16 protein-coding genes, 1 tRNA gene and 1 pseudogene are annotated in these 21,704 nt (G+C 71.5%); 11 read left to right on the forward strand and 7 right to left on the reverse strand.

What is annotated here, in order from left to right:
- Window positions 1-130: 130 nt before the first annotated feature.
- Window positions 131-205 (reverse strand) — tRNA-Gln (locus tag ACTOQ2_RS18090).
- 335 nt (window positions 206-540) lie between these two features.
- Between ACTOQ2_RS18090 and ACTOQ2_RS18095 the strand changes: the two genes are divergently transcribed.
- The 4 genes and pseudogenes from ACTOQ2_RS18095 to ACTOQ2_RS18110 all read left to right on the forward strand — a co-directional run bounded on the left by ACTOQ2_RS18095 (window position 541) and on the right by ACTOQ2_RS18110 (window position 5,771).
- Window positions 541-1,482, forward strand: coding sequence for an acyl-CoA desaturase (locus ACTOQ2_RS18095; protein ID WP_440100681.1), 942 nt, complete (start codon window positions 541-543; stop codon window positions 1,480-1,482).
- A gap of 41 nt (window positions 1,483-1,523) precedes the next feature.
- Window positions 1,524-2,150: pseudogene (locus ACTOQ2_RS18100) on the forward strand (TetR/AcrR family transcriptional regulator); the annotation flags it as partial.
- Between the two features lie 686 nt (window positions 2,151-2,836).
- Window positions 2,837-4,900, forward strand: a complete 2,064-nt coding sequence (locus ACTOQ2_RS18105; RefSeq protein WP_440068175.1) for an RNA degradosome polyphosphate kinase — start codon at window positions 2,837-2,839, stop codon at window positions 4,898-4,900.
- Window positions 4,893-5,771 carry an NUDIX hydrolase gene (locus ACTOQ2_RS18110; RefSeq protein WP_440100683.1) on the forward strand — a complete coding sequence of 293 codons (879 nt, stop codon included), beginning with the start codon at window positions 4,893-4,895 and terminating at the stop codon, window positions 5,769-5,771. Before ACTOQ2_RS18105 ends, ACTOQ2_RS18110 begins: the two co-directional genes overlap by 8 nt.
- Before the next feature lie 6 nt (window positions 5,772-5,777).
- Here the strand turns inward: ACTOQ2_RS18110 and ACTOQ2_RS18115 are convergent, their stop codons facing one another.
- Both ACTOQ2_RS18115 and ACTOQ2_RS18120 read right to left on the reverse strand, forming a co-directional pair.
- The gene (locus ACTOQ2_RS18115) at window positions 5,778-7,256 is read right to left on the reverse strand and encodes a CYTH and CHAD domain-containing protein (RefSeq protein WP_440100685.1); all 1,479 of its coding nucleotides are present in this window, start codon (window positions 7,254-7,256) and stop codon (window positions 5,778-5,780) included.
- A gap of 61 nt (window positions 7,257-7,317) precedes the next feature.
- Window positions 7,318-8,598, reverse strand: coding sequence for an MFS transporter (locus tag ACTOQ2_RS18120; RefSeq protein ID WP_440100687.1), 1,281 nt, complete (start codon window positions 8,596-8,598; stop codon window positions 7,318-7,320).
- Window positions 8,599-8,942: 344 nt separating this feature from the next.
- Between ACTOQ2_RS18120 and ACTOQ2_RS18125 the strand changes: the two genes are divergently transcribed.
- From ACTOQ2_RS18125 to ACTOQ2_RS18135, 3 genes are all read left to right on the forward strand, one after another.
- On the forward strand, window positions 8,943-9,980 hold the full coding sequence (locus tag ACTOQ2_RS18125; protein WP_440100688.1) for a sigma-70 family RNA polymerase sigma factor: 1,038 nt from the start codon (window positions 8,943-8,945) through the stop codon (window positions 9,978-9,980).
- 114 nt (window positions 9,981-10,094) lie between these two features.
- Window positions 10,095-10,616 (forward strand): pyridoxamine 5'-phosphate oxidase family protein, encoded by a 522-nt coding sequence (locus ACTOQ2_RS18130; RefSeq protein WP_440100690.1) that lies wholly within the window; start codon window positions 10,095-10,097, stop codon window positions 10,614-10,616.
- 52 nt (window positions 10,617-10,668) lie between these two features.
- Window positions 10,669-11,364, forward strand: a complete 696-nt coding sequence (locus tag ACTOQ2_RS18135; RefSeq protein WP_440100692.1) for an alpha/beta hydrolase — start codon at window positions 10,669-10,671, stop codon at window positions 11,362-11,364.
- 48 nt (window positions 11,365-11,412) lie between these two features.
- Here the strand turns inward: ACTOQ2_RS18135 and ACTOQ2_RS18140 are convergent, their stop codons facing one another.
- Window positions 11,413-12,177, reverse strand: coding sequence for a trans-aconitate 2-methyltransferase (locus tag ACTOQ2_RS18140; RefSeq protein ID WP_440100694.1), 765 nt, complete (start codon window positions 12,175-12,177; stop codon window positions 11,413-11,415).
- A 56-nt stretch (window positions 12,178-12,233) separates the two neighbouring features.
- Between ACTOQ2_RS18140 and ACTOQ2_RS18145 the strand changes: the two genes are divergently transcribed.
- Window positions 12,234-12,848 carry a MarR family winged helix-turn-helix transcriptional regulator gene (locus ACTOQ2_RS18145; RefSeq protein WP_440100696.1) on the forward strand — a complete coding sequence of 205 codons (615 nt, stop codon included), beginning with the start codon at window positions 12,234-12,236 and terminating at the stop codon, window positions 12,846-12,848.
- A 73-nt stretch (window positions 12,849-12,921) separates the two neighbouring features.
- On the opposite strand, the gene ACTOQ2_RS18150 is transcribed toward ACTOQ2_RS18145, so the two are convergent.
- The 3 genes from ACTOQ2_RS18150 to rsmA all read right to left on the reverse strand — a co-directional run bounded on the left by ACTOQ2_RS18150 (window position 12,922) and on the right by rsmA (window position 16,643).
- Window positions 12,922-14,733, reverse strand: coding sequence for an ABC-F family ATP-binding cassette domain-containing protein (locus tag ACTOQ2_RS18150; RefSeq protein WP_440068166.1), 1,812 nt, complete (start codon window positions 14,731-14,733; stop codon window positions 12,922-12,924).
- A gap of 44 nt (window positions 14,734-14,777) precedes the next feature.
- The gene (locus ACTOQ2_RS18155; protein ID WP_440100697.1) at window positions 14,778-15,680 is read right to left on the reverse strand and encodes a 4-(cytidine 5'-diphospho)-2-C-methyl-D-erythritol kinase; all 903 of its coding nucleotides are present in this window, start codon (window positions 15,678-15,680) and stop codon (window positions 14,778-14,780) included.
- Between the two features lie 90 nt (window positions 15,681-15,770).
- Window positions 15,771-16,643: a 16S rRNA (adenine(1518)-N(6)/adenine(1519)-N(6))-dimethyltransferase RsmA gene (gene rsmA / locus ACTOQ2_RS18160; RefSeq protein WP_440100699.1), complete on the reverse strand. Its 873-nt coding sequence runs from the start codon at window positions 16,641-16,643 to the stop codon at window positions 15,771-15,773.
- A 225-nt stretch (window positions 16,644-16,868) separates the two neighbouring features.
- On the opposite strand from rsmA, the gene ACTOQ2_RS18165 reads away from it, so the two are divergent.
- The 3 genes from ACTOQ2_RS18165 to tnpB all read left to right on the forward strand — a co-directional run.
- Window positions 16,869-18,971, forward strand: a complete 2,103-nt coding sequence (locus tag ACTOQ2_RS18165; RefSeq protein WP_440100701.1) for a protein kinase domain-containing protein — start codon at window positions 16,869-16,871, stop codon at window positions 18,969-18,971.
- Window positions 18,968-20,443, forward strand: a complete 1,476-nt coding sequence (locus ACTOQ2_RS18170; RefSeq protein ID WP_440100702.1) for a hypothetical protein — start codon at window positions 18,968-18,970, stop codon at window positions 20,441-20,443. Before ACTOQ2_RS18165 ends, ACTOQ2_RS18170 begins: the two co-directional genes overlap by 4 nt.
- 565 nt (window positions 20,444-21,008) lie before the next feature.
- Window positions 21,009-21,704, forward strand: a 696-nt coding sequence (gene tnpB / locus ACTOQ2_RS18175) for an IS607 family element RNA-guided endonuclease TnpB (protein WP_440100704.1), incomplete at its 3' end; no start/stop codon positions are given.

The raw sequence follows: 21,704 nt of genomic DNA on the forward strand, positions 1-21,704 counted from the left end.
TGGCGAAGCGCGATGACGGATGGCCACCCCCAGGGCGCGGCACCGTCACCTGCTCGACAACGTGAGGATACCTTCCCGCCCGGGAACCCACTCAGCCGACCAGCCGAGTGAATAAAACAGACACAAGGGATGGCTCCGGCACCAGGACTCGAACCTGGACAACAAGGACCAAAACCTTGCGGGCTGCCAATTACCCAATGCCGGACCGACCAGGCGATCGGGACGGTTCCCGCACACCCGGCACCCCTACGATACAGAGCCCGCGCCGCCGAACGCGCCTCGTTTACGGACCCGTCTCGGCGCTCCGCCCCGGGGCCCGCACACCCGCGACACACGCCCGCGCGACCACGCGCGCGCGAGGCCCCCGTTTAGCAGGTCAGCCGGGGGTAGAACAAGTGATGGACCCGCTACGACGTTAATCCCGAAGAGTCATGTTCCAGACATTCGGTTCTTAGGTGTTCCTAACTTACGATGGCGTAGGTTACGGTGGCGTAGCCGCACACGAGTCCTTGGCCCTTCCGAGCCACCGCGAGGTAGCGCATGACCCTCATCGAAGAACGCCCTGCTCAGGGCCCCAAACCCGACGTCGACCCCGAGCGGAAGACCCTGCCCGAGATCATCACCTTCGGGGTGGTGGTCGGCGCCCCGCTGATCGCCCTGGTGGTGGCCGTCCCGTTCGCCTGGGGGTGGGGACTCGGCTGGTCCGACATCGTCATCGCCGGTGTCTTCTACGTGGTCACCGGGCTCGGCGTCACCGTCGGCCTGCACCGCCACTTCACCCACGGTTCGTTCAAGGCCAAGCGCCCGCTGAAGATCGCGCTGGGCATCGCGGGCAGCCTCTCCATGGAGATGTCGGTGCTCGACTGGGTCGCCACCCACCGCAAGCACCACAAGTTCTCCGACAAGGAGGGCGACCCGCACTCGCCGTGGCGCTTCGGCACGGGCTTCGTGGCGGTGTCCAAGGGCCTGCTCTGGGCGCACATGGGCTGGCTGTTCGAGGCCGACCGGGCCAACCGGGAGAAGTACGCGCCCGACCTGGTCAAGGACCCGGACATCATCAAACTGCACAAGCTCTTCCCGGTGCTGGCGATCACCACGATGGTCATGCCCGCCGTGCTCGGCGGCCTGCTGACCTGGTCGTGGTGGGGCATGGCGACCGGCTTCTTCTGGGGCACGCTGGTCCGGATCGGCCTGCTGCACCACGTGACCTGGTCGATCAACTCCATCTGCCACGTCTTCGGCGAGGAGGCCTTCGAGTCGCGCGACAAGTCGCGCAACGTGTGGTGGCTGGCCATCCCCTCCTTCGGCGAGTCCTGGCACAACCTGCACCACTCCGACCCGACCTGCGCCCGGCACGGCGCGCTGAAGGGGCAGATCGACCTCAGCGCGGGTGTCATCCGCTTGTTCGAAAAGGCCGGATGGGCGTACGACGTCCGCTGGCCGACGCCCGAGCGCCTGGCCGCCAAGCGCATCGCCGCCTGACCCGGGGTTCGGGTGCCGTCGGACAGCGAGGGGACGCCATTATGAGAACCGTGAGCGAACCCCGACGGCGCATGTCAGGTAAGGAACGCCGGGAACAGCTGATCCAGATCAGCAGGACCCTTTTCGCGGAGAAAGGGTTCGACGGCACCTCGGTGGAGGAGATCGCGGCGACCGCCAACGTCTCCAAACCGGTGGTCTACGAGCACTTCGGCGGCAAGGAGGGCGTCTACGCGGTCGTCATCGACCGGGAGATGCAGAAGCTGCTGGGCCTGGTGACCGAGGCGCTGTCCGCCTCGCACTCGCTGATCAAACTGGAGCGGGCGGCCCTGGCCCTGCTGGCCTACGTGGAGGAGAACAGCGAGGGTTTCCGCATCCTCGTCCGTGACTCGCACGCCGCCTCGGGGACCGGCACGTTCGCCAGCCTGATCAACGACATCGCCAGCCAGGTCGAGGACGTCATGGTCGACGAGTTCGTCGAGCGTGGCTACGACCCCAAGCTGGCTCCCATGTACGCCCAGATGCTGGTCGGCATGGTGGCGCTGACCGGCCAGTGGTGGCTGGACGTGCGCAGGCCGCCGCGCGAGGAGGTCGCCGCCCACCTGGTCAACCTGGCCTGGAACGGCCTGACCGGCCTGGATCCCAACCCCCGGCTGACCGCCGCCTCGCGCGGCCTGGAGCACCGGCTGGCCCACCCGCCGCAGCGCCCGGCCAACTCCCACCCCTCCGGTTCAGGCCCGCAGCCTCACCCGTCCGGCCCGCGGCCACACACCGGGGAAACCGCGGAAACCGCGGAAACGGAGCCGCGCACCGCGGAAACGGAGTTACGCGGCGGGGAAACGGAGTTACGCGCCGCGGGGACAGCGCCGTACGTCGCGGAGACGGAGACGACGAAGACGGAGCCGCAACCGCCCCCGGCGGGATCACCCTCGCTCCCGCGCCCCGAGTTGTCGCCGCCCCCGACGGAGAAGGAGATCCGGGAGCTGGAGAAGGCGCGCGAGCGGGAGCTGAGGAACCAGGAGAAGCTGCGCGAGCGCGAGCTCAAGGAGCGGGAGAAGCTGCGGCAGCGCGAGCAGCGCGAGGCCGAGAAGCTGGCCAGGGAACTGGAGAAGGCACGGCTCCGCGAGCAGCGGGAGCTGGACAAGGCGCGCGAGCTGGAGTACCGGGAGCAGCAGCGATTGCTGAGGGAGCAGGAGAAGGCGCGCCTGAAGGAGGCCAAGACCGCCGAGCGCGACGCCCTCAAGCACGCGAAACTCGTTGATGAAGCGCAGGGAAAACTTGAGCCAAGTGAGTAAGCAACAGCGCTCGTTGAGACTAAATTAACGTTCCGTTCAACCAAAGCGGGCATTCTGGTCATATGTCCGCTGAACTCGTTCGTCCCACCCCCGACGGGCTTCCACTACCCCAGGAGCGCTTCCTCAACCGAGAGGAGAGCTGGCTCCAGTTCAACCAGCGAGTTCTGGAGATGGCGGAGGACTCGTCCCTGCCTCTGCTGGAGCGGGTGCGGTTCCTGGCCATCTTCGCCAGCAACCTCGACGAGTTCTTTCGTGTCCGGGTGGCCGGGCTGAAACGGCGGATGGCCACCGGACTGCTGCTCCGTACGAAGAGCGGGCTGAAACCCCGCGAGGAGCTGGCCAGGATCGCGGCGATCGCCAACGACCTCGCGCAGCGGCAGTCGGCCTGCTTCTACGAGCGGATCTGCCCGCAGCTGGGCGCCGAGGGCATCGAGATCGTGCGCTGGGACGAGCTGGGCCGCGACGAGCGCGGCGAGATGCGCAAGCTCTTCAGGGAGCGGATCAGGCCGGTGCTGACGCCGCTGGCCGTCGACCCCGCCCACCCCTTCCCGTACATCTCGGGCCTGTCCCTGAACCTGGCCGTCACCGTCCGCAATCCCACGACCGGCAACACGGTCTTCGCCAGGGTCAAGGTGCCCAGCCAGCTCCCCCGCTTCGTCACGGCGTCCGTGAACCGCTTCGTCCCGCTGGAGGACGTGATCGCCGCCCACCTCGGGCAGCTGTTCAAGGGCATGGAGGTCGTCGAGCACCACGTCTTCCGGGTGACCCGCAACGAGGACCTCGACGTCGACGAGGACGTCACCGAGAACCTCATGCAGGCGCTGGAGCGCGAGCTGCTCAAGCGCCGCTTCGGCCCCCCGGTCCGGCTGGAGGTCGAGGAGACCATCACCCCCGAGGTGCTCGACCTGCTGGTGGACGAGCTGGGAGTGGCCGAACACGAGATCTACCGGCTGCCTGGGCCGCTGGATCTGACCGGGCTGCACGCGATCGCCGACCTGGACCGGGGCGAGCTGAGCTTCCGCCCGTTCGTGCCCGCGGAGGTCGTGCACGTCGAGGACGACATCTTCGCGGTACTGCGCGAGCGGGACGTGCTGCTGCACCACCCGTACGACTCGTTCTCCACGAGCGTGCAGCGGTTCATCGAGCAGGCCGCGGCCGACCCCGCCGTACTGGCCATCAAGCAGACGCTCTACCGCACCAGCGGCGATTCGCCCATCGTGGACGCGCTGATCGACGCCGCCGAGGCCGGCAAGCAGGTCGTCGTGGTGGTGGAGATCAAGGCCAGGTTCGACGAGCACGCCAACATCACCTGGGCCCGCAAGCTGGAACGGGCCGGGTGCCACGTGGTCTACGGCGTCGTGGGGCTGAAGACCCACTGCAAGCTGGCCCTGGTCGTGCGCCAGGAGTCCTCGGGCGAGCTGCGCAGCTACTGCCACATCGGCACGGGGAACTACAACCCCAAGACCGCCAGGCTGTACGAGGACCTGGGCCTGCTCACCGCCGACCGGCTGGTCGGCGAGGACGTCACGGACCTGTTCATCCACCTGACCGGCTACTCCAACCACTCGGCCTACCGGCGGCTGCTGGTCGCCCCGCACTCCCTGCGCGGCGGGCTGCTGGCCAGGATCGAGCGGGAGATCTCCCACCAGGAGGCCGGCCGCCCGGCCAGGATCAGGATGAAGACGAACTCCCTGGTCGACGAGCCCATCATCGACGCCCTCTACCGGGCATCGCGGGCCGGCGTACCGGTGGACCTGTGGGTGCGGGGAGTCTGCACGCTCCGTCCCGGCATCCCCGAGATGTCGGAGAACATCAGGGTCAGGAGCGTGCTGGGCCGGTTCCTCGAACACTCGCGGATCTACGAGTTCGGCCACGGCCGGCGCCCGGAGATCTGGATCGGCAGCGGCGACATGATGCGCCGCAACATCGAACGCCGGGTGGAGGCGCTGGTCAAGGTCTCCAGCCAGCAGCAGCGCAGCTACCTGAGCGACCTGCTGGACCGGGCCATGTCGGACGACACCGCGACCTGGTGGCTCAACTCCGACGGGACCTGGACCCGCCATCCCGGCGATGACCTGCAGACCTACCTGATCGGCACCCGCCGGTGGAGAACGATCGATGACTGAGCGCGACACCCGCAGGGACGACACGATCCACGCGGCCGGGGCCGTCGTCTGGCGCGGCTCCCCGGACGCGCCGGAGGTCGCCCTCGTCCACCGGCCCAAGTACGACGACTGGTCGTTCCCCAAGGGGAAGCTGAAACGCGGCGAGCACCCCGTCGCGGGCGCGCTGCGCGAGCTGGCCGAGGAGGCGGGGATCACCGCGGAGTTCGGCCGGTCGCTGCCGTCGAGCCACTACCTGAAGGGCGGGCGACCCAAGCGCGTCGACTACTGGCTGGCCAGGATGGTCGCCGAGGGTCCCCGTACCGACACGCACGAGGTCGACGGTGTGGTCTGGCTGCCGGTGGACGAGGCCGCGCGGCGCCTGACCTACGAGTGGGACGCCGGGCTGCTCGACGCGCTCGGCGAGGCGCCGCCGGCGACCACCCCGCTCGTCCTGGTACGGCACGGCCTGGCGGGCAACCGGCAGGACTGGGAGGGCGACGACGACGACCGGCCGCTCGACGGGCGCGGGCGCGGGCAGTCCGAGGTGTTGGCGGACGTGCTGGGCGCCTTCCGCCTCGCGGAGCTGGTCAGCTCCCCCAGCAGGCGGTGCGTGCAGACCCTGGAGCCGTACGCGAAGCGGGCCGGCCTGCCGATCCGGCTCGAATCCGTCCTGTCGGAGAACGGCTACGACGCCCGGGCCTCCCTGCGCCTGGCCACGGAGGCGATGGCCTCGAACCGGCCCGTGGCGCTCTGCAGCCACGGCAAGGTCCTGCCCGAGCTGATCGCCGGGCTCGACGAGCGGGCGGGCGGCACGCGGCTGTCCAAGGGTGCGTTCATGGTGCTGCACCACGCGGGCGGCGAGGTCGTGGCTGTGGACGACTACGAGGTCTGACACCCGTCAGAGGAGCTTCGCGACGGCGTCCGTGGTCTCCGCCCAGACCCGGGGGAACTCCTCCCACGCGCGCGCGGCCCCGGCCCGTTCCACGCCGGTCAGCACGCCGTAGGTGAACGTGTCCTCCCCGGCCAGGCGGGCGTTCGCGGCCTCGGCCGCGAGCCGCTCCTGCGCGACGACGCCGTCCATGTGGGTGCCCAGCACCTCCTGTACGTCCTCCGCCCGCGTGGCCAGCTTCTTCATGCCGAGCACCTCGGCGGTGTAGCGGGCCCGCTTGGCCGCCTTGCGCACGTCGTGCATGGCGATCTCGCGCTCGGACTCGTTCTCGATGGCCTGGGCGGTGTCGTAGGCCCTGGTGACCCGGTGCCAGCTCTTGGCTGCGACGGTGTCCAGGGTGCCGGCGGGCTTCTTCGCGGCCTTGGTGAGCACCGGGGTGCCGGTCAGGTCGTCGAGGGCGTCGAGCAGGGCGAAGTAGCGCTCCCCGCCGAGGGCGTCCCTGATCCGGTCGAGGGCCTCGTGCTCGTCGTCCAGCAGGTCGGAGCTGAGGCGCGCCCTGACCGGGCCCACGATCAGCTCGTCGTCCAGGCTGTCGAGCCTGCGGGCGAACCGCTCCCGGACGACCTCCAGGTCACGTGCCTCGCCGAGGACCGTACCGAGCCACTTGAGCTCCTCCTGGAGGTTCTCGGTCCCCTCGACGACCGTCCTGAACGACTTCAGCGCGCTGCGGAGCCGCCGGGCGGCGACGCGCATCTGGTGGACGGCATCCTCCTCCGCCTTCCTGACCCGGGGGTCCTGCGCGAGCAGCGCGCCGACCTGGGAGGCGAGGTAGCCGACGACGACCTCACCCGCCGACCCCGGAGCGGTCTCGGCCCGCGGATGCTCCGAGACCGCTCCGGCGCCGCCGAGCAGGCGTGCGAGCTTGCTGGCCGCGTCGGCGGGGGTGGCCCCGGCCTTGCCCAGCCGCCTGCCGACCTTCTTCAGCAGCTTCTCGTCGCCCTCGAGCAGCTCCGCCTCAACCTCGCGCCAGCGCTCGACGTGCGGTTCGTCGCCGAACACGGTGCCCTTGACCCGGTCGTCGGCGATCTCGACCAGCCCCACCCCCGCGCCGTTGACCAGGGTGGTGACGGCGCGGCGGGTGTCCAGCTCGGCGATGGGCGCGAGCGGGGCGCCCCGGGTGTAGGCGAGCACCAGATCCGCCAGCTCGGCGGGGACGATCTTGGCGCTCCGGGTCAGCGGGTGGGTGATCTCCTGCCGTACGCCCTTGGCCTTGGGAAGTTTGAGGTGCCAGCCCGGATCGGTGCCGCCCCTGCGCCTGCGCAGGGTGATCCCCCGCGCGGCGAGCCTCAGATCGGGCGTGTCGAAGTAAAGGGCGACCAGCTGGTGGGTCTTCGGACCCACGACCTCCGCCGAGCCGGGAAGGCCCGTAAGGTCCGGCAGCTGGTAGTCCACCGGCACGTCGAACTTGTCCTCGATCTCTATTCCCACAGGTCATCCCCAAATTTGCCCAGATTTCCACCATGTCTTCGCAGTATTTATTGATGCCCTGTTATACGTCCGGGAACCCCGGGTCATACGTCCGCGAACCCCGGCCGATCAGGTCACGGGGCGGGATCACATTCTCCGGGTGCCGAAGGCGTGCGGGGGTGAAGAGGGCGGCCACCGCGATCAGCAGGCAGCAGACGCCCGCGAGGACGAAGACCGGGGTGGCGCCGAAGCGGGCCGCGCCCCAGGTGAGGGCGGCGGCGCCGATGGGGCCCATGGAGAAGTGGATGGTCCAGAACGCCGAGGTGACCCGCCCGAGCAGATGGTCCGGGGTCACCTGCTGGCGCAGGGACATGGAGCAGATCCCCGCGACGCTCACGCAGCCGAGGTAGAGGGCCACGATGACGGCCATCCCCCAGACGGAACCCGCGAATCCGGCACCGACGATCGCGAGTCCGGCCACGGCGTGCGCGCCGATCCAGGCGGGGCCGAAGCCCACACGCGCGCGCAGGCGCGCGACCAGGAGGGAGCCGATCACCGTGCCGACCGCGGCGATACCGAGGACCACCCCGACGGCGGAGTCGGGCTGCCCCAGATCGCCCTTGAGCCGGTAGATCACGAGGTCGGTCAGCCCGAGCGTCAAGAAGACGAAGAACGACAGCAGGACGGTCAGCACGCGCAGCACCGGATGGCGCCACAGGAACACCGCCCCGGCCAGGAGCTCGCGCCACGGCCGCTCCCGTACGGCGAGCACCGCGGGACCGCCGGTGTCCCGGGGGATGCGGATCAGACAGACCCCGATCGCGGACACCGCGAAGCTCACGGCGTTGATGCCGATCGCGGCGGTCAGGCCGAACCTTCCGGCGACCACCCCGGCCAGCATCGGGCCGAGGATCCCCGCCGCGGCGGCGGTCGCGTAGAGCTTGCCGTTGGCATCGGTAACGCGCCCGCCGCCGACGAGGTTGCGCACCGCGGTCACGTAGGTGACCTGGAAGACCATGCCGACGGCCTCGGCCAGCGGCAGCACCACGTAGAGCAGCCAGATCCGCGGTCCCGTCGTCCAGGCGAGCGGGATCAGCGCGTACAGGACGAGCCTGACGAGATCGCAGACGATGAGCAGCGTGCGCCGGTCGAACCGGTCGACGAGAACCCCGGCGAACACTCCGGCGACGACCGAGGCCGCGCCCGAGACACCGGTCAGCAGGCCCATCTGCGCGACGGATCCCGTCACGTTCAGGATGAGCAGGGGAACGGCGATGAGGGCGAACGAGTCACCGGCCACCGAAAGGGTCTGCGCGCCCCAGAAGACGCCGAAGGAACGATCCCGCCACAGAGGGCGCGGCACTCCCGGTCCGGACCCCGCCGCTTCCTCCACCGGCCCCCTGACACCCGTCCAACGGATCGCCGGGCCACCGCGACCGGGCGCGTGCCCGCGCGACTCCCCCGACACCCCGTAGGCGGTCCGCGTACCGCCCGAATCACACCGAATCACACCGATCACCACCGGATCAAGCCGCTTTTCGGCAGCGCTGAGTGAACACCTCCGACCGCGACGGCCCCCCTCCCCCGACGCCACCCGCACCACCGCGCGGCCTTGGACCGTCGCCTGGGCTCGGGCTGACACTTTCCGCGCCGCTCGTCCGTCCTAATGGGGAGAGCGTGTCGCGGAGATACTCGGGAGGCGGGTCATTGGACGAGGACGGAGCCGGGGACGGCGCGCTCGTCGCCGCCGCGCGGGCGGGCGACGAGCCGGCGTTCACCGAGCTCGTCGAGCGCCACCGGCGGGAACTCCAGGTGCACTGCTACCGGATGCTCGGTTCGTTCGAGGAGTCGGAGGACCTGGTGCAGGAGACGTTCCTGCGGGCGTGGCGCGGACGCGCGACCTTCCAGGGCCGCTCCACCTACCGTGCGTGGCTCTACCGGATCGCGACGAACGCGTGTCTCGACTTCCTCGACAGGCACCCGCGCCATCCGCGCCCGCGTGAGCCCCGGCAGGCACAGGATCCGTACGCGGTGTCGCCGCCTGCCGAGATCCGGTGGTTGCAGCCGTATCCGGATCGGCTGCTGGAGCCGGCGGCATCCGGCGACACGGAGCCGGACGCCGCCGTGGTGAGCAAGGAGACCATTGAGTTGGCGTTCCTCACCGCTCTCCAGCACCTGCCCCCGGGGCAGCGGGCGGCACTGATCCTGCGGGACGTGCTCGGCTGGCCCGCCGGGGAGGCCGCCGAGCTGCTCGGAACAAGTGTCGACTCGGTCAAGAGCGCCCTGAAGCGAGCGCGATCGACCCTGAGGACGCACCTTCCGGAACATCGGCTGGAATGGTCACCGTCGGCGGCTCCGACCGCGCGGGAGCGGGAGTTGCTGCGACGCTTCATGGACGCCCACGAGCGGGCCGACACGACCGCTCTCGCGGAGCTGCTGAGTGAGGACGTGCGGATGACGATGCCTCCGCACCCGTTCTGGTTCTCCGGTCGCGAGGCGGTGGAGTCCTTCGCCGCACACGCCTTCGGGCCGGATTCGCCGCTGTACCGGGGAGAATGGCGGAGCGTACCCACCCGGGCGAACCGGCAGCCGGCTGTGGCGGGGTACGTCCGGCTGCCGGGAAACTCCGTGTACCGGCCCCAGGTGCTCAACGTGCTGCGGCTCGGGGGCGGGAGGATCGTCGAGATCACCGTCTTCGAGCCGCGTCTGTTTCCCGCGTTCGGGCTGCCGCCGACGTTGTCCTGACCGCCGGCCGATCCCGCGCCCCGCCGCCGGGGCGGTGACCCCTTTTCCTGCGCCTCACCGTCTCAACACGTACGACCTCGACAGGCGTGGTCGAAACGACGGGGAGCGAGCCTGATGGTGATCGACGGTCGCGAGGACATGATGGCGCTGCCGCAGGGCGATGTCCGCCTGCTGGACAGCAGGGTGGCGCGGCGCCTGCTCGCCTCGAAGGAGCTGGCGCGGCTGGCGTACGTGGCGGCGGACGGCACCCCGCGCGTGTTTCCGATGTTGTTCCACTGGACGGGCACCGAGGTCGTCATGTCCACGTTCGCCGGAGCGCGTAAGATCGCCGCCCTGCGGGCGAGGCCCGACGTCGCCATCACCATCGACGCCGCGTCCACGCCGCCCGAGGTGCTCCTCGTCCGCGGCCGGGCGTCGGTCACCGACGTCGACGGGATCGTGCCGGAGTACGCGCTCGCCCAGCACCGTTACGCCGGGGCCGAGCAGGGCGCCGCCAATGTGGCGGCGGTGGATCATCCCGGTACGAGGATGGCCCGCATCGCCGTCCGTCCGGCCTGGGTCGGGGTCCTCGACTTCACGACCCGGTTGCCCGGAGGCGCCGGCGTGGAGGACTTCGAGCTCCGGGGCCGGCTGTGACGGCCGGTCCGGGCACCCGCCCACCGCGCCACCCTCGGAAGGACCGCCGGACATGACCACCTACGTACTGATCCCCGGTGCCGCGTCCGACTCCTGGTACTGGCATCTTCTGGCCGCCGAGCTCCGGGCGCGCGGCCATGACGTGGTCACGCCCGACCTGCCGTGCGACGACGACTCGGCCGGGCTCTCCGAGTACGCCGACGTGGTGGTCGACGCCATCGGTGACCGTGGCGACCTCGTCGTGGTCGCCCAGTCCTTCGGCGGGTTCACCGCACCGCTGGTGTGCGAGCGGGTGCCGGTCGGGCTCCTGGTGCTGCTGACGGCCATGGTCCCGTCACCGGGCGAACCGCCCGGCGCCTGGTGGGCCAACACCGGCTGGGAGGCGGCGAGGCGCGAGCAGGACGAACGCGACGGCCGGGCGCCGGACGACGACATCGCCCTGTTCCTCCACGATGTCCCGCCCGAGCTCGCGGCGGAGGCGATGAGAAGAGGCCGCGGGCAGTCCGCCACCCCGTTCGCCGAGCCGTGGCCACTCGACGCCTGGCCCTCCGTGCCGACGAGATTCCTGCTGTGCCGCGACGACCGCTTCTTCCCCGCCGAGTTCATGCGCCGCGTCGTCGCGGAACGGCTGGGAGCCGTCCCCGACGAGATCGGCGGAGGCCACAGCGTCGCGCTCAGCCGCCCCGGGGAGCTGGCCGACCGGCTGGAGGCGTACCGGGCTGTCACGGACGGTCACACCGGGACCTGAATCCGTCGCGTTCGGACCGCCGGCGGGAGCCGGCCTCGGGGCCGCGGGTCATCTCCGGGCGACCGCGAAGACCCTGCGGAAGGGGAAGACCGTGCCGTGCGGCCCGCGCGGGTAGGCCTCGCGGAGCAGGGCGGCGCAGTCGGCGAGGAAGGCGACGGCCTCGGCGGGATCCAGGCGATCGAGCACGGGGCGCAGGGCGGTGCCGGTGATCCAGGTGAGCACGGCGTCGTCGCCGGGGAGGACGTGCAGGTAGGTGGTCTCCCACGCGTCCACCCGGCAGCCCAGGCCGGTGAGCAGGTCGAGGTAGGCGGCCGGGTCGTCGACCGGGGAGGGACGGACCAGGTCGCCGAGCCGGTCGCGCCACGTCGTCCGGCACAGCTCGCGGACCAGGGCGTGGCTGGGGGCGTCGAAGTTGCCGGGGACCTGGAAGGCGAGCCAGCCGCCGGGGGCGAGGGCCTCCACCCAGCGCGGCAGCAGCTCGCGGTGCTCGGGCACCCACTGCAGGACGGCGTTGGACACGATCACGTCGACCGGGTGCCCGGGGCGCCACCGCGTGACGTCGTCGACGGAGAAGCTCAGCGCGCCGTCCGCGGGGGCCTTCTCGATCATGGCGGGTGAGGAGTCGAACCCGTGGACGCGGGCGCCGGGCCACCGCCTGGCGAGCTCGGCGGTCAGCTCGCCGGTGCCGCAGCCCGCGTCGACCACGTGGCCGGGGCGCTCCGCGGCTATCCTGGAAACAAGATCGAAGAACGGCCGCGAGCGCTCGTCGGCGTAGCGGCCGTAGATCACCGGATCCCACATATCTCTTGACATCAAGACAATTGATATCCGGCAAGATATCTCGATGTCAAGACAGATAGACTCGCGGCATGACCCTGCACCACGCGGACCATGAGTCCGGGCGTCCGTCCGCCGCGAAGGAGAAGAACGAGACCGTCACGGCCGGCGCGCTCGACAGGGACCTCGGCAGGGACCCCAACAGGGACGAGGTCGACCTGCTGGTCGCCGCCTGGCGCCAGGAACGCCCCGACCTCGACGTGGAGCCGCTCCAGGTGCTCAGCCGGGTCTCCCGGCTCGCCCGCCACCTCGACCGCGCCCGCCGGGCCTCCTTCGCCGAGCACGGCCTGGAGACCTGGGAGTTCGACGTGCTCACCGCCCTGCGCCGGGCCGGGGAGCCGTACGAGATGAGCCCGGGAGCCCTGCTCCGCGCGACGCTGGTGACCTCGGGGACGATGACCAACCGGATCGACCGGCTGGCCGCGGCCGGGCTGGTGAGGCGGCGCCCCGACCCCGAGGACCGGCGCGGCGTCCTGGTCTCGCTGACCGACGCCGGGCGGACGCGCGTGGACGGCGCCTTCGCCGACCTGCTGCGCCGCGAGCGCGATCTCCTGTCCGGCCTGGGAAAACGCGAACAGCAGGCCCTTTCGGACCTGCTGCGCACGCTACTCGTCCCTTTCGACGCCACCGACACCGGAGTGCGCTGAGCCCCTTCATGCCCCCTGAGGAAGATCCAAACCTCGGCCTTCCACGCTCCGGGACGGGCCCGGAGCGCGCGGCCTACTCGCCCAGGCGGTCGGCCAGCTCCAGCCACTCGCTCTCGATCGACTCCTTCTCCGCGAGGATCTCCTTCAGCTGCGCGTCGAGCGAGGCCAGCCGCTCGTAGTCGGCGGCGGCGTCGGCCATGGACGCGTGCAGCTTCGCCTCCCGGCCACTCAGCTTGTCGAGCTGGCGCTCCATCCGGGAGAGCTCCTTGCGGAGGTCGCGCTCGTCCTTCGCGGACAGGCCGGGGGCCGTCTCCTTCGCGCCGGTGGACGAGGTCGCCGAGGCCGTGCCGGACACCGCGCCGGACGCCGCCCGCGCGGACAGGGCCGCCCCCGAGGCGCGCCGGGCCAGGTATTCGTCCACCCCGCCGGGGAGCATCGACAGCTTGCGGTCGCCGAGCAGGGCGACGGTCCTGTCGGTGACCCGCTCCAGGAAGTAGCGGTCGTGGCTGACCAGGATCAGCGTGCCCGGCCAGCCGTCGAGCAGGTCCTCCAGCTCGTTGAGCGTCTCGATGTCGAGGTCGTTGGTCGGCTCGTCGAGCAGCAGCACGTTGGGGTCGTCCATGAGGAGGCGGAGCAGCTGCAGGCGGCGCCGCTCGCCACCGGACAGGTCGCCGACGACCTTCCACTGCGCGTCGCCCTTGAAGCCGAGGCGTTCCAGCAGCTGGGAGGCCGTCCACTCCTTCTTGCCCACCTGGATGAACTTGCGGACCTCCTCGACGGTCTCCAGCACCCGGCGCTCCGGGTCGAGCTCGCCCAGCTCCTGCGACAGGTGCGCCAGGCGGACCGTCTTGCCGCGTACCAGCCTGCCCGAGTCGGGGTGCACGGTACCGGCGAGCAGGCGGAGCAGCGAGGACTTGCCCGAGCCGTTCACGCCGATCAGGCCGACCCGGTCGCCGGGGCCGAACTGCCAGGTCGAGTGGTCGAGGACCATCGGGCCCTGGCCGGGGCCCCCGGCGTGCAGGGTGACGTCCTCGAGGTCGTAGACCGTGCGGCCCAGCCGGGCGGCGGCGAACTTGACCAGCTCGACGCTCTCCCTGGCGGGCGGCTCGTCGGCGATCAGCGCCTGGGCGGCGTCGATGCGGAACTTGGGCTTGGACGTGCGCGCGGGCGGGCCCCGGCGGAGCCAGGCGATCTCCTTGCGCATCAGGTTCTGGCGGCGGGCCTCGGTGGAGGCCGCGACCCGGGCGCGCTCGGCCTTGGCCAGCACGTACGCGGCGTACCCGCCCTCGTAGCGCTCGACGGCGCCGTCCACGACCTCCCACGTCCTGGTGGAGACCGCGTCCAGGAACCACCGGTCGTGGGTCACGACCACCAGCGCGGTCCTGCGGCCCGCCAGGTGCCTGGCGAGCCAGTCGATGGCCTCGATGTCGAGGTGGTTGGTCGGCTCGTCCAGGATGATCAGGTCGTGCTCGTCGATGAGCAGCTTGGCCAGGGCCGTACGGCGCCGCTCACCGCCCGACAGGCTCCCGGCGAGCGCCGTCAGGTCGATGTCGCCGAGCAGGCTGGCGAGGATCTCGCGGATGCCCGCGTCGCCCGCCCACTCGTGCTCGGACCTGTCGCCGAGGACGATGTCGCGCACCGCTCGCGCCGGATCGAGATCGTCGCCCTGCGACAGCGAGCCCACCTGGAGCCCCCGGTTGTGGGTGACCCGTCCGCTGTTCGGCTTGAGGTCGCCGGCTATCACCGAGATGAGGGTGGTCTTGCCTCCGCCGTTGCGGCCGACCACGCCGATGCGGTCGCCCACCTCGATGCCGAGGGAGACGTCGCGGAGCAGGGGCTTGGGACCGTAGGAGTGGGAGACCGACTCAAGATTGACCAGATTCATCGCTTCCCAAGCGTATCCGCTCCCGGCCGGCGCGCTCCCCGCGACTACACGATCACCGGGCCGGGAACGGGGCCGTGCGCGGTGATGACGTCGCGCGCCACCCCGGCGTCCTTCAGGGAGGCGGCCAGCTCACCCGCGTGGGCCTCGGAACGGGCGAGGAAGGCGCAGGTGGGCCCGGAGCCGGAGACCAGCGAGCCGAGGGCCCCGTGCTCGCGGCCGGCGTCCAGGGTGCGGGCCAGGGATCCGCGCAACATCACCGCGGCGGGCTGCAGGTCGTTGCGGAGCTCGGTGCCGAGGGTCTCCGCGTCCCCCTCGCGCAGCGCGGCCAGCAGCGGCTCGGCGGCCTGGGGCCAGGCGACCCGCTCGCCGGTCGCCTGGCGGAGGCGGTCGCACTCGGCGTAGACCGTGGCCGTGGACAGGCCGCCGTCGGCGAGCGCGAACACCCAGTGGAAGGTGCCCGCGATGTCCAGCGGGGTGAGCCGCTCGCCCCTGCCGGTGCCGACGGCCGTACCGCCGAGCAGCGCGAACGGGACGTCGCTGCCGAGGTCGGCGGCGATCTCCATCAGGTCCTCGATCGGCAGGCCGAGGCCCCACAGCTCGTTGCAGGCGACCAGGGCCGCGGCGGCGTCGGCGCTGCCGCCCGCCATGCCGCCCGCCACCGGGATCGACTTGCGGATGAGCAGGTTCACGCCGTACGAGCGGCCCGCGTGCCCGGCCAGCGCGAGAGCGGCCCTGATCGCGAGGTTGTCGCGGTCCTCCGGCACCTGGTCGGCGGACTCGCCCTCCACCCGGACGCTCATCCCGGTCTCCGCGGTGGCCGTGACCTCGTCGAAGATCGAGACGGCGTGGAAGACGTTGACGAGGTCGTGGTAGCCGTCGTCCCGCAGCGGTCCGACGGCGAGCTGCAGGTTGACCTTCGCGGGCACGCGGACGGTCACGGAGTTCATGCGTCCCCCATCAGGGCTCGCTCACTGGTCACGACGTCAGATCGTAACGGGATCCTTCCGCCGCGCACACAAACCGACCGGCGAATCACGCTACACACCGCTTTCCGCCGCGCTTTCCGTCGTACGGTGCTCGGCGATTCGCGCGAAGTCCTCGACGGTGAGCTGCTCGCCGCGCTCGGAGGGGTCGATGCCCGCGGCCCGCAGCGCCCGCTCGGCCGCGGGGGCCGTACCCGCCCAGGAGGCGAGGGCGGCGCGGAGGGTCTTGCGGCGCTGGGCGAAGGCGGCGTCCACCACCGCGAAGACCTCCTCGCGGGTGGCCACGGTCGTGGGCGGTTCCCGCCGGACCATCGCGACCAGGCCGGAGTCGACGTTGGGAACCGGCCAGAAGACCGTACGGCCGACGGGACCGGCCCGGCGGACGTCGGCGTACCAGGCGGCCTTGACCGAGGGGATGCCGTACACCTTGGAGCCAGGGGCCGCGGCCAGCCGGTCGGCGACCTCGGCCTGCACCATGATCAGGACCTTGCTCAGCGACGGCTGCGTCTCCAGCAGGTGCAGCACCACCGGCACGGACACGTTGTAGGGGAGGTTGGCGACCAGCGCGGTCGGCCTCTCCTCCGGCAGCTCCGCGGGCAGCACGCGCATGGCGTCGGCGAGCACCACGGTGAGACGGTCCGCGAGCTCGGGGGCGTGCTCGGCGACGGTCAGCGGGAGCTGGGCCGCGAGGACGGGGTCGATCTCCACGGCGATCACGCCGCGGACCTCGGGAAGCAGCGCGAGCGTGAGCGACCCCAGCCCGGGACCGACCTCGATGACGACGTCGTCGGGCTCAAGCCCGGCCACCCGCACGATCTTGCGGACCGTGCCCGCGTCGATCACGAAGTTCTGACCGAGCTTTTTTGTGGGACGAATGTTGAGCTTGTTCGCCAAAATACGTATTTCTGCAGGACCAAGAAGGTTCATGCTGGTTCTCCGCACGGCGGTCTGAACCCGGCATCCACCGGTCCGCCGTGGTCTTCGACTCGTTTGTCTCGATCACCCAAGGTTGCTCTCCCATGCCATCCGACCAGTTTCCCGCACCGAAGACGATGCAAAGACGCTCGATGAAGCGCGAGGGGTTCCGTTGTGGATAACGTTGCCGTACGGGGGCCCAACGGTGAGAAAGGGAATCTTCCCGGTGAAGAGGACGTGAACCAGCCCGGTGTCGAGGGGCTGCGACCCGCCGACCCCGAGCAGATCGGGAGTTACCGCCTGCTCGGACGTCTCGGCGAGGGCGGGATGGGAACCGTCTACCTGGCGCTGGCGCCGACGGGGAGACCGGTCGCGCTCAAGGTGGTGAAGGCGGAGTTCGCGGTCGAGGAGGGCTTCGCGGCGAGGTTCCACACGGAGGTCGAGAACGCCCGGCGGGTGGCCTCGTTCTGTACCGCGCAGGTGCTGGACAACGGCAACGACGACGACGGCCGGCCGTACATGGTCACCGAGTACATCGCGGGCACGCCGCTGTCCCGCCAGATCACCGAGCACGGTGCCCTGGAGCAGGGCACCCTGCACGGCGTGGCCTTGGGGGTGGCGGCGGCGCTGGCCGCGATCCACGTCGCCGGGCTGGTGCACCGGGACCTCAAGCCCGCCAACGTGATCCTGTCCATGTCGGGGCCCCGCGTGATCGACTTCGGCATCGCCAGGGCCCTCGACTCCACGCACAGCTTCACCCGCTCGGGCGAGGTGCTCGGCAGCCCCGGCTGGTGGGCCCCAGAGCAGGTGCGCGGCCTGGAGATCACCCCGGCCGCCGATGTCTTCGCCTGGGGCTGCATGGTCGCGTACGCGGGCAACGGCCGCCACCCCTACGGGCGGGGCGACATGATGACCATGGCCACCCGGCTGCTCACCACCCCGCCCGACCTGGGCGCGCTTCCCGCCCCGCTGAACGACCTGGTGCGCCGCGCGACCGAGATGGACCCCTACCAGCGGCCCAGCGCCCAGGACCTGCTGATCGCCCTGGTCGGCGGCGGGATCGCGGCACCGGCCGCCCCGGCTCCCGTCCGGGTCGACCCGCCCACGCTGATCGCCACCGACCTGCTGAACGAGTCGTGGGAGCCGCCCGCCAACGTGGAGCCCGACTCCACCCAGACCCTCAGCGCGCTGAACCTGGAGGCGGGGTTCACCGACCCGGCCACGGCACCGACGCCCATCCCCGGATCGATTCCCGTCCGGGGTCCGGCGGACTCGTCCTCCGTACCGGCCCCGTTCACGGCCCCCGCCCCGTCCACCCCCGGGGCGGCCTTCACGTCCGTGCCCCCGGAGACCGCGGCGCCCGCCCCGTCCACGACACCGGCGCCCTCCGGGTCCCGGACGACACCGGCGCCCCGCACGGCGCCGACCTCGCCGACCACGCCGCCGGAGCCGCCGGGGTCGGCAGGGTCGTCGGGGTCGTCAGGGCCGTCGGGGTCCCTGGCGGTGCCGGAACGGACCTCGCCGCAGAATCCGCTCCCGTACCCCATGCGGGCCGAGCCCGCGACGTCACCGTCGCGCCCGTTCACGACCCCCTTCCACGCCCCGGCGTACGGCCAGGCGCAGGGCGGGACGCAGGATCAGGCGCCGGGTCAGGTGCCGGGTCAGGTGCCCACCCTGCCCCCGTCGCCCCCGTCGCCCCCGTCGCCCCCGTCGCCCCAGTCGCCCCAGTCGCCCACGTCCGGCTTCCAGGTCCCGCCGGGATCGGGCACGCCGGACGCGAAGGGCTCGGCGCCCCGGCGGCGCTGGCTGTTCGCCGGACTGGCCGTGCTCGTGGCGCTGGCCGTCACGGTCGTCGTCCTGTTGAACATCCCCGGGGGAAACCCGAACGGCCAGGGTCAGGCGCGGACGGGCACCACCGGCACCACCGGCGACACCGGCGACCTCGCCGGGACCGGCGCCGGCGACGTGGGCCGCACGATCACGACCGGCTCCTTCCTCGAGGATCCGCGGCTGATCGTCCCGCGCACCCCGGCCTGCGGGCTCACCTCCTACCGGAACGCCACCCCGGCGAAGGGGCGGTTCTGCACGGTCCCGCTGACGCTGATCAACACCGGCGGGGAGCAGGTCCAGCTCGGCGACAGCGACGCGATCACCCTGATCGACGATCGCGGCGCGACGCACTCCCCCGAGAGGGTGTCGACGGCCCTGCCCGCCGCCCTGCCCCCCGGGACGAAGGCGGAGGCCCTCCTGGTCTTCGATCTTCCCCCGGCCCGCAAGCCCGCCAAGCTGACCGGCGTGATGATCAAGGAAGGCAGGACCATCGAGGTGAGACTGTCTTGAGGCTGCTGCTCTCCCTCGCGGCGACGGCCGCGATCGCGCTCCCCGCCACCGGGGCCACCGGGGCCACCGGGGCCACCGGGGCGCTTACCGCGTCCGCCAGGCCCCTCGCGGCCGGATCCGGCACCGCCTCGGCCGCCTCGCCCACCTCGCCCACCTCGCCCACCTCGCCCGCCGACTGCACCGGGGCGGGCGTGAGCGACTTCGACGGCGACGGTCTGGAGGACTCCGCGGTCGGCGACCCCTTCGCCAACCCCGGCGGGCTGACCGGTGCGGGAGCCGTCCACGTGCTGTTCGGCCGGGGAGAGAGCGGGAAGGCCGTGACCGCCCCCGAGACGAAGGCGGGGGACGCCTTCGGATGGTCGGTGCGGCTGGCCAAGGTCGACGGCGACGGCTGCGCGGACCTGATCGTCGGCGCCCCGTACGCGGACGTGGCGGGCCGTACGGACGCGGGCGCGGTCTACGTGGTGTACGGCGGCCCCCGGGGCAGGACGGTCCGCCTGGTCTCCGCCGAGCCGGAGGCGGACGCCCACTTCGGCTGGTCCCTGGCCTCCGGCGGGACGCTGGTGGCGGTCGGAGCCCCGCACGAGAACGCCGGGGGCACGGCCGACTCCGGCGCGGTCCACCTGTTCGACACCGCGACGCTCGGCACGGGCCGGCGGATCTCCCAGGAGACCGAGGGCATCTCGGGCAACGGCGAGGTCGGCGACATGTTCGGCTGGTCACTGGCGATCGGCAGGCTCGGCGGCACCCCGGACGAGCCGGATCTCGCGGTCGGCGTGCCGTACGAGAACGACGACGGAGCGGGGCGCCAGGTCGGCGCGGGCAAGCTCGACTCGGGGTCGATCGCGGTGATCTACGACGTGCGCGAGGCCAAGGAGGAGTACGAGAACAGGAAGTGGGACCTTCGTGAGGTGGCCAGGTCCGAGGAGGGCGACCGGTTCGGCTACGCGATGGCCTACACCGAGCAGGGGGACGTCGGCTACCTCGCGGTGAGCGCCCCGCTCGGCGACGGCGGGGAGGTGAAGGACTCCGGCCTCGTCCAGCTGTTCCAGTCCTCCGGCGCCCGGGAGATCAGCCCGATCGCCACCCTCCACCAGGGCGAGGAAGGGGCCGAGGGCGAGGGCTACGGATTCTCGCTGGCCTTCACCGGCGAGGGCGCGGGAGAGATCAGGCTCGCCGTGGGCGTGCCCTTCGACGGCACCGGCGGGCAGGGCGGCGTACGACTGATCACGATGGGCGAGCCGGACGCGGGCACGCTGGTCACCCAGAGCGAGGCGGGCGACCACTTCGGCTGGTCGGTCGGGTTCAGCGGCAACCGGCTGGTCGTCGGGGCGCCCGACAGGGGAGGCGCCGGAGCGGTCGTCCTGCTGGGCCGCAACGACGCCGAGGGCATCTCGCTCTCGCCGGGCACCGGAAAGATCCCCGCCCTCGAAGGCGCCGCCTCCGCCGACTTCGGCGCCGCCGTGGGCTGAGGTCTCCGGCCCCGGTCGCCGTGGGCGCGGACTCCCGGGTTCGGCTCCGAACCAGCTCCGGACCGGCACCGGCGCCGCCGTGGGCCGGCACCGGGAAGGGTTGGAAGCAGTTGATGGTGGAGCATGTATCAGGATGTGTGAGTGAACATGAAAGAGTGGGTTAAGGCGCAGGGGTGTCCACCCGATCACCGCTTACCGGTGGTTATCGGGAAGGCGCCCGGCCTGTGCCCGCTCGTAAGGTCGGACGGCTGATCCTGGTCGCAGACGTCGAGCCCGTCGCCTCGCACGGCGCGACCACCGTGGGGTACGCCTGCGTCTCTTCGGCGCAGGCGTCTTCCTCGGCGTGCCCGCCTCCACCGCCCCACCTCGGCGGTCGCGGGCGGCTACGAGATCCAGCTCGACGCCACCGCCACCGCCACCGTCACGGCTGGCAAGGCCACCGGCTCCCTCTGCGGCTTCCTGCGCTCCCGAGGCAGGCGTCTGCCTCTTCACCGATCGGGGAGTCATTGATCATGACTCCTACGGTACGTTAACGGTCAACTGCGTACCGTGAGGGGGAGGGTTGATGCGGGTCCACCAGGCCTACCGCTATGCCCTGGACCCCACCCCCGAGCAGGCGCGCCTGCTCGCCTCCCACTGCGGCGCGTCCCGGTTCGCCTTCAACTGGGGGCTCAATCTCGTCAAGGCCGCCTTGTCCCAGCGGGAGGCGGAGAAGTCCTACGGCCTCGCGGATGAGATGCTGACCGAGGTGCCGTGGTCGCTGTACGGTCTGCGCCGGGCCTGGAACACCGCCAAGAACACCGTCGCGCCGTGGTGGGCCGAGCACTCCAAAGAGGCCTACACCACCGGCCTGGACGGGGTGACGCGGGCGCTGAGGAACTGGGCGGCCTCCCGCAACGGCACCCGCAAGGGGCCGAAGATCGGGTTTCCCCGGTTCAAGTCCAAGCACCGCGCCACCCCTTCGTGCCGGTTCACCACCGGAGCGATCCGGGTGGAGGCCGACCGCCGCCACGTGACACTGCCCCGGCTGGGCACGATCCGCACCCACGAATCCACCCGCAAGCTCGCCCGGCACGTGGAGCGCGGCACGGGGCGGATCCTGTCGGCCACCGTCCGATGCGAGGGGGGACGGTGGTTCGTGGCGTTCACCTGCGAGCTCGACCGCGCCGACCGCGCCCCGGCCAGGCCGGGCGCCGTCGTCGGCGTCGATCTCGGGGTCAAGGACCTCGCGGTGCTGTCCACCGGCGAGGTCGTCGCCAAT

Origin of the sequence: Streptosporangium sp. H16 (assembly GCF_051918855.1) — a bacterium.
In the GTDB taxonomy this organism is placed as follows: domain Bacteria; phylum Actinomycetota; class Actinomycetes; order Streptosporangiales; family Streptosporangiaceae; genus Streptosporangium.

Excerpts from the sequence above, each read along its gene's own strand:
- ACTOQ2_RS18135 (WP_440100692.1), top strand. The coding sequence starts at position 10,669 with ATGACCACCTACGTACTGATCCCCGGTGCCGCGTCCGACTCCTGGTAC.
- ACTOQ2_RS18130 (WP_440100690.1), top strand. The coding sequence starts at position 10,095 with ATGGTGATCGACGGTCGCGAGGACATGATGGCGCTGCCGCAGGGCGAT.
- ACTOQ2_RS18110 (WP_440100683.1), top strand. The coding sequence starts at position 4,893 with ATGACTGAGCGCGACACCCGCAGGGACGACACGATCCACGCGGCCGGG.
- ACTOQ2_RS18145 (WP_440100696.1), top strand. The coding sequence starts at position 12,234 with ATGACCCTGCACCACGCGGACCATGAGTCCGGGCGTCCGTCCGCCGCG.
- ACTOQ2_RS18155 (WP_440100697.1), bottom strand. The coding sequence starts at position 15,680 with ATGAACTCCGTGACCGTCCGCGTGCCCGCGAAGGTCAACCTGCAGCTC.
- ACTOQ2_RS18095 (WP_440100681.1), top strand. The coding sequence starts at position 541 with ATGACCCTCATCGAAGAACGCCCTGCTCAGGGCCCCAAACCCGACGTC.
- ACTOQ2_RS18150 (WP_440068166.1), bottom strand. The coding sequence starts at position 14,733 with ATGAATCTGGTCAATCTTGAGTCGGTCTCCCACTCCTACGGTCCCAAG.
- ACTOQ2_RS18140 (WP_440100694.1), bottom strand. The coding sequence starts at position 12,177 with ATGTCAAGAGATATGTGGGATCCGGTGATCTACGGCCGCTACGCCGAC.
- rsmA (WP_440100699.1), bottom strand. The coding sequence starts at position 16,643 with ATGAACCTTCTTGGTCCTGCAGAAATACGTATTTTGGCGAACAAGCTC.
- ACTOQ2_RS18105 (WP_440068175.1), top strand. The coding sequence starts at position 2,837 with ATGTCCGCTGAACTCGTTCGTCCCACCCCCGACGGGCTTCCACTACCC.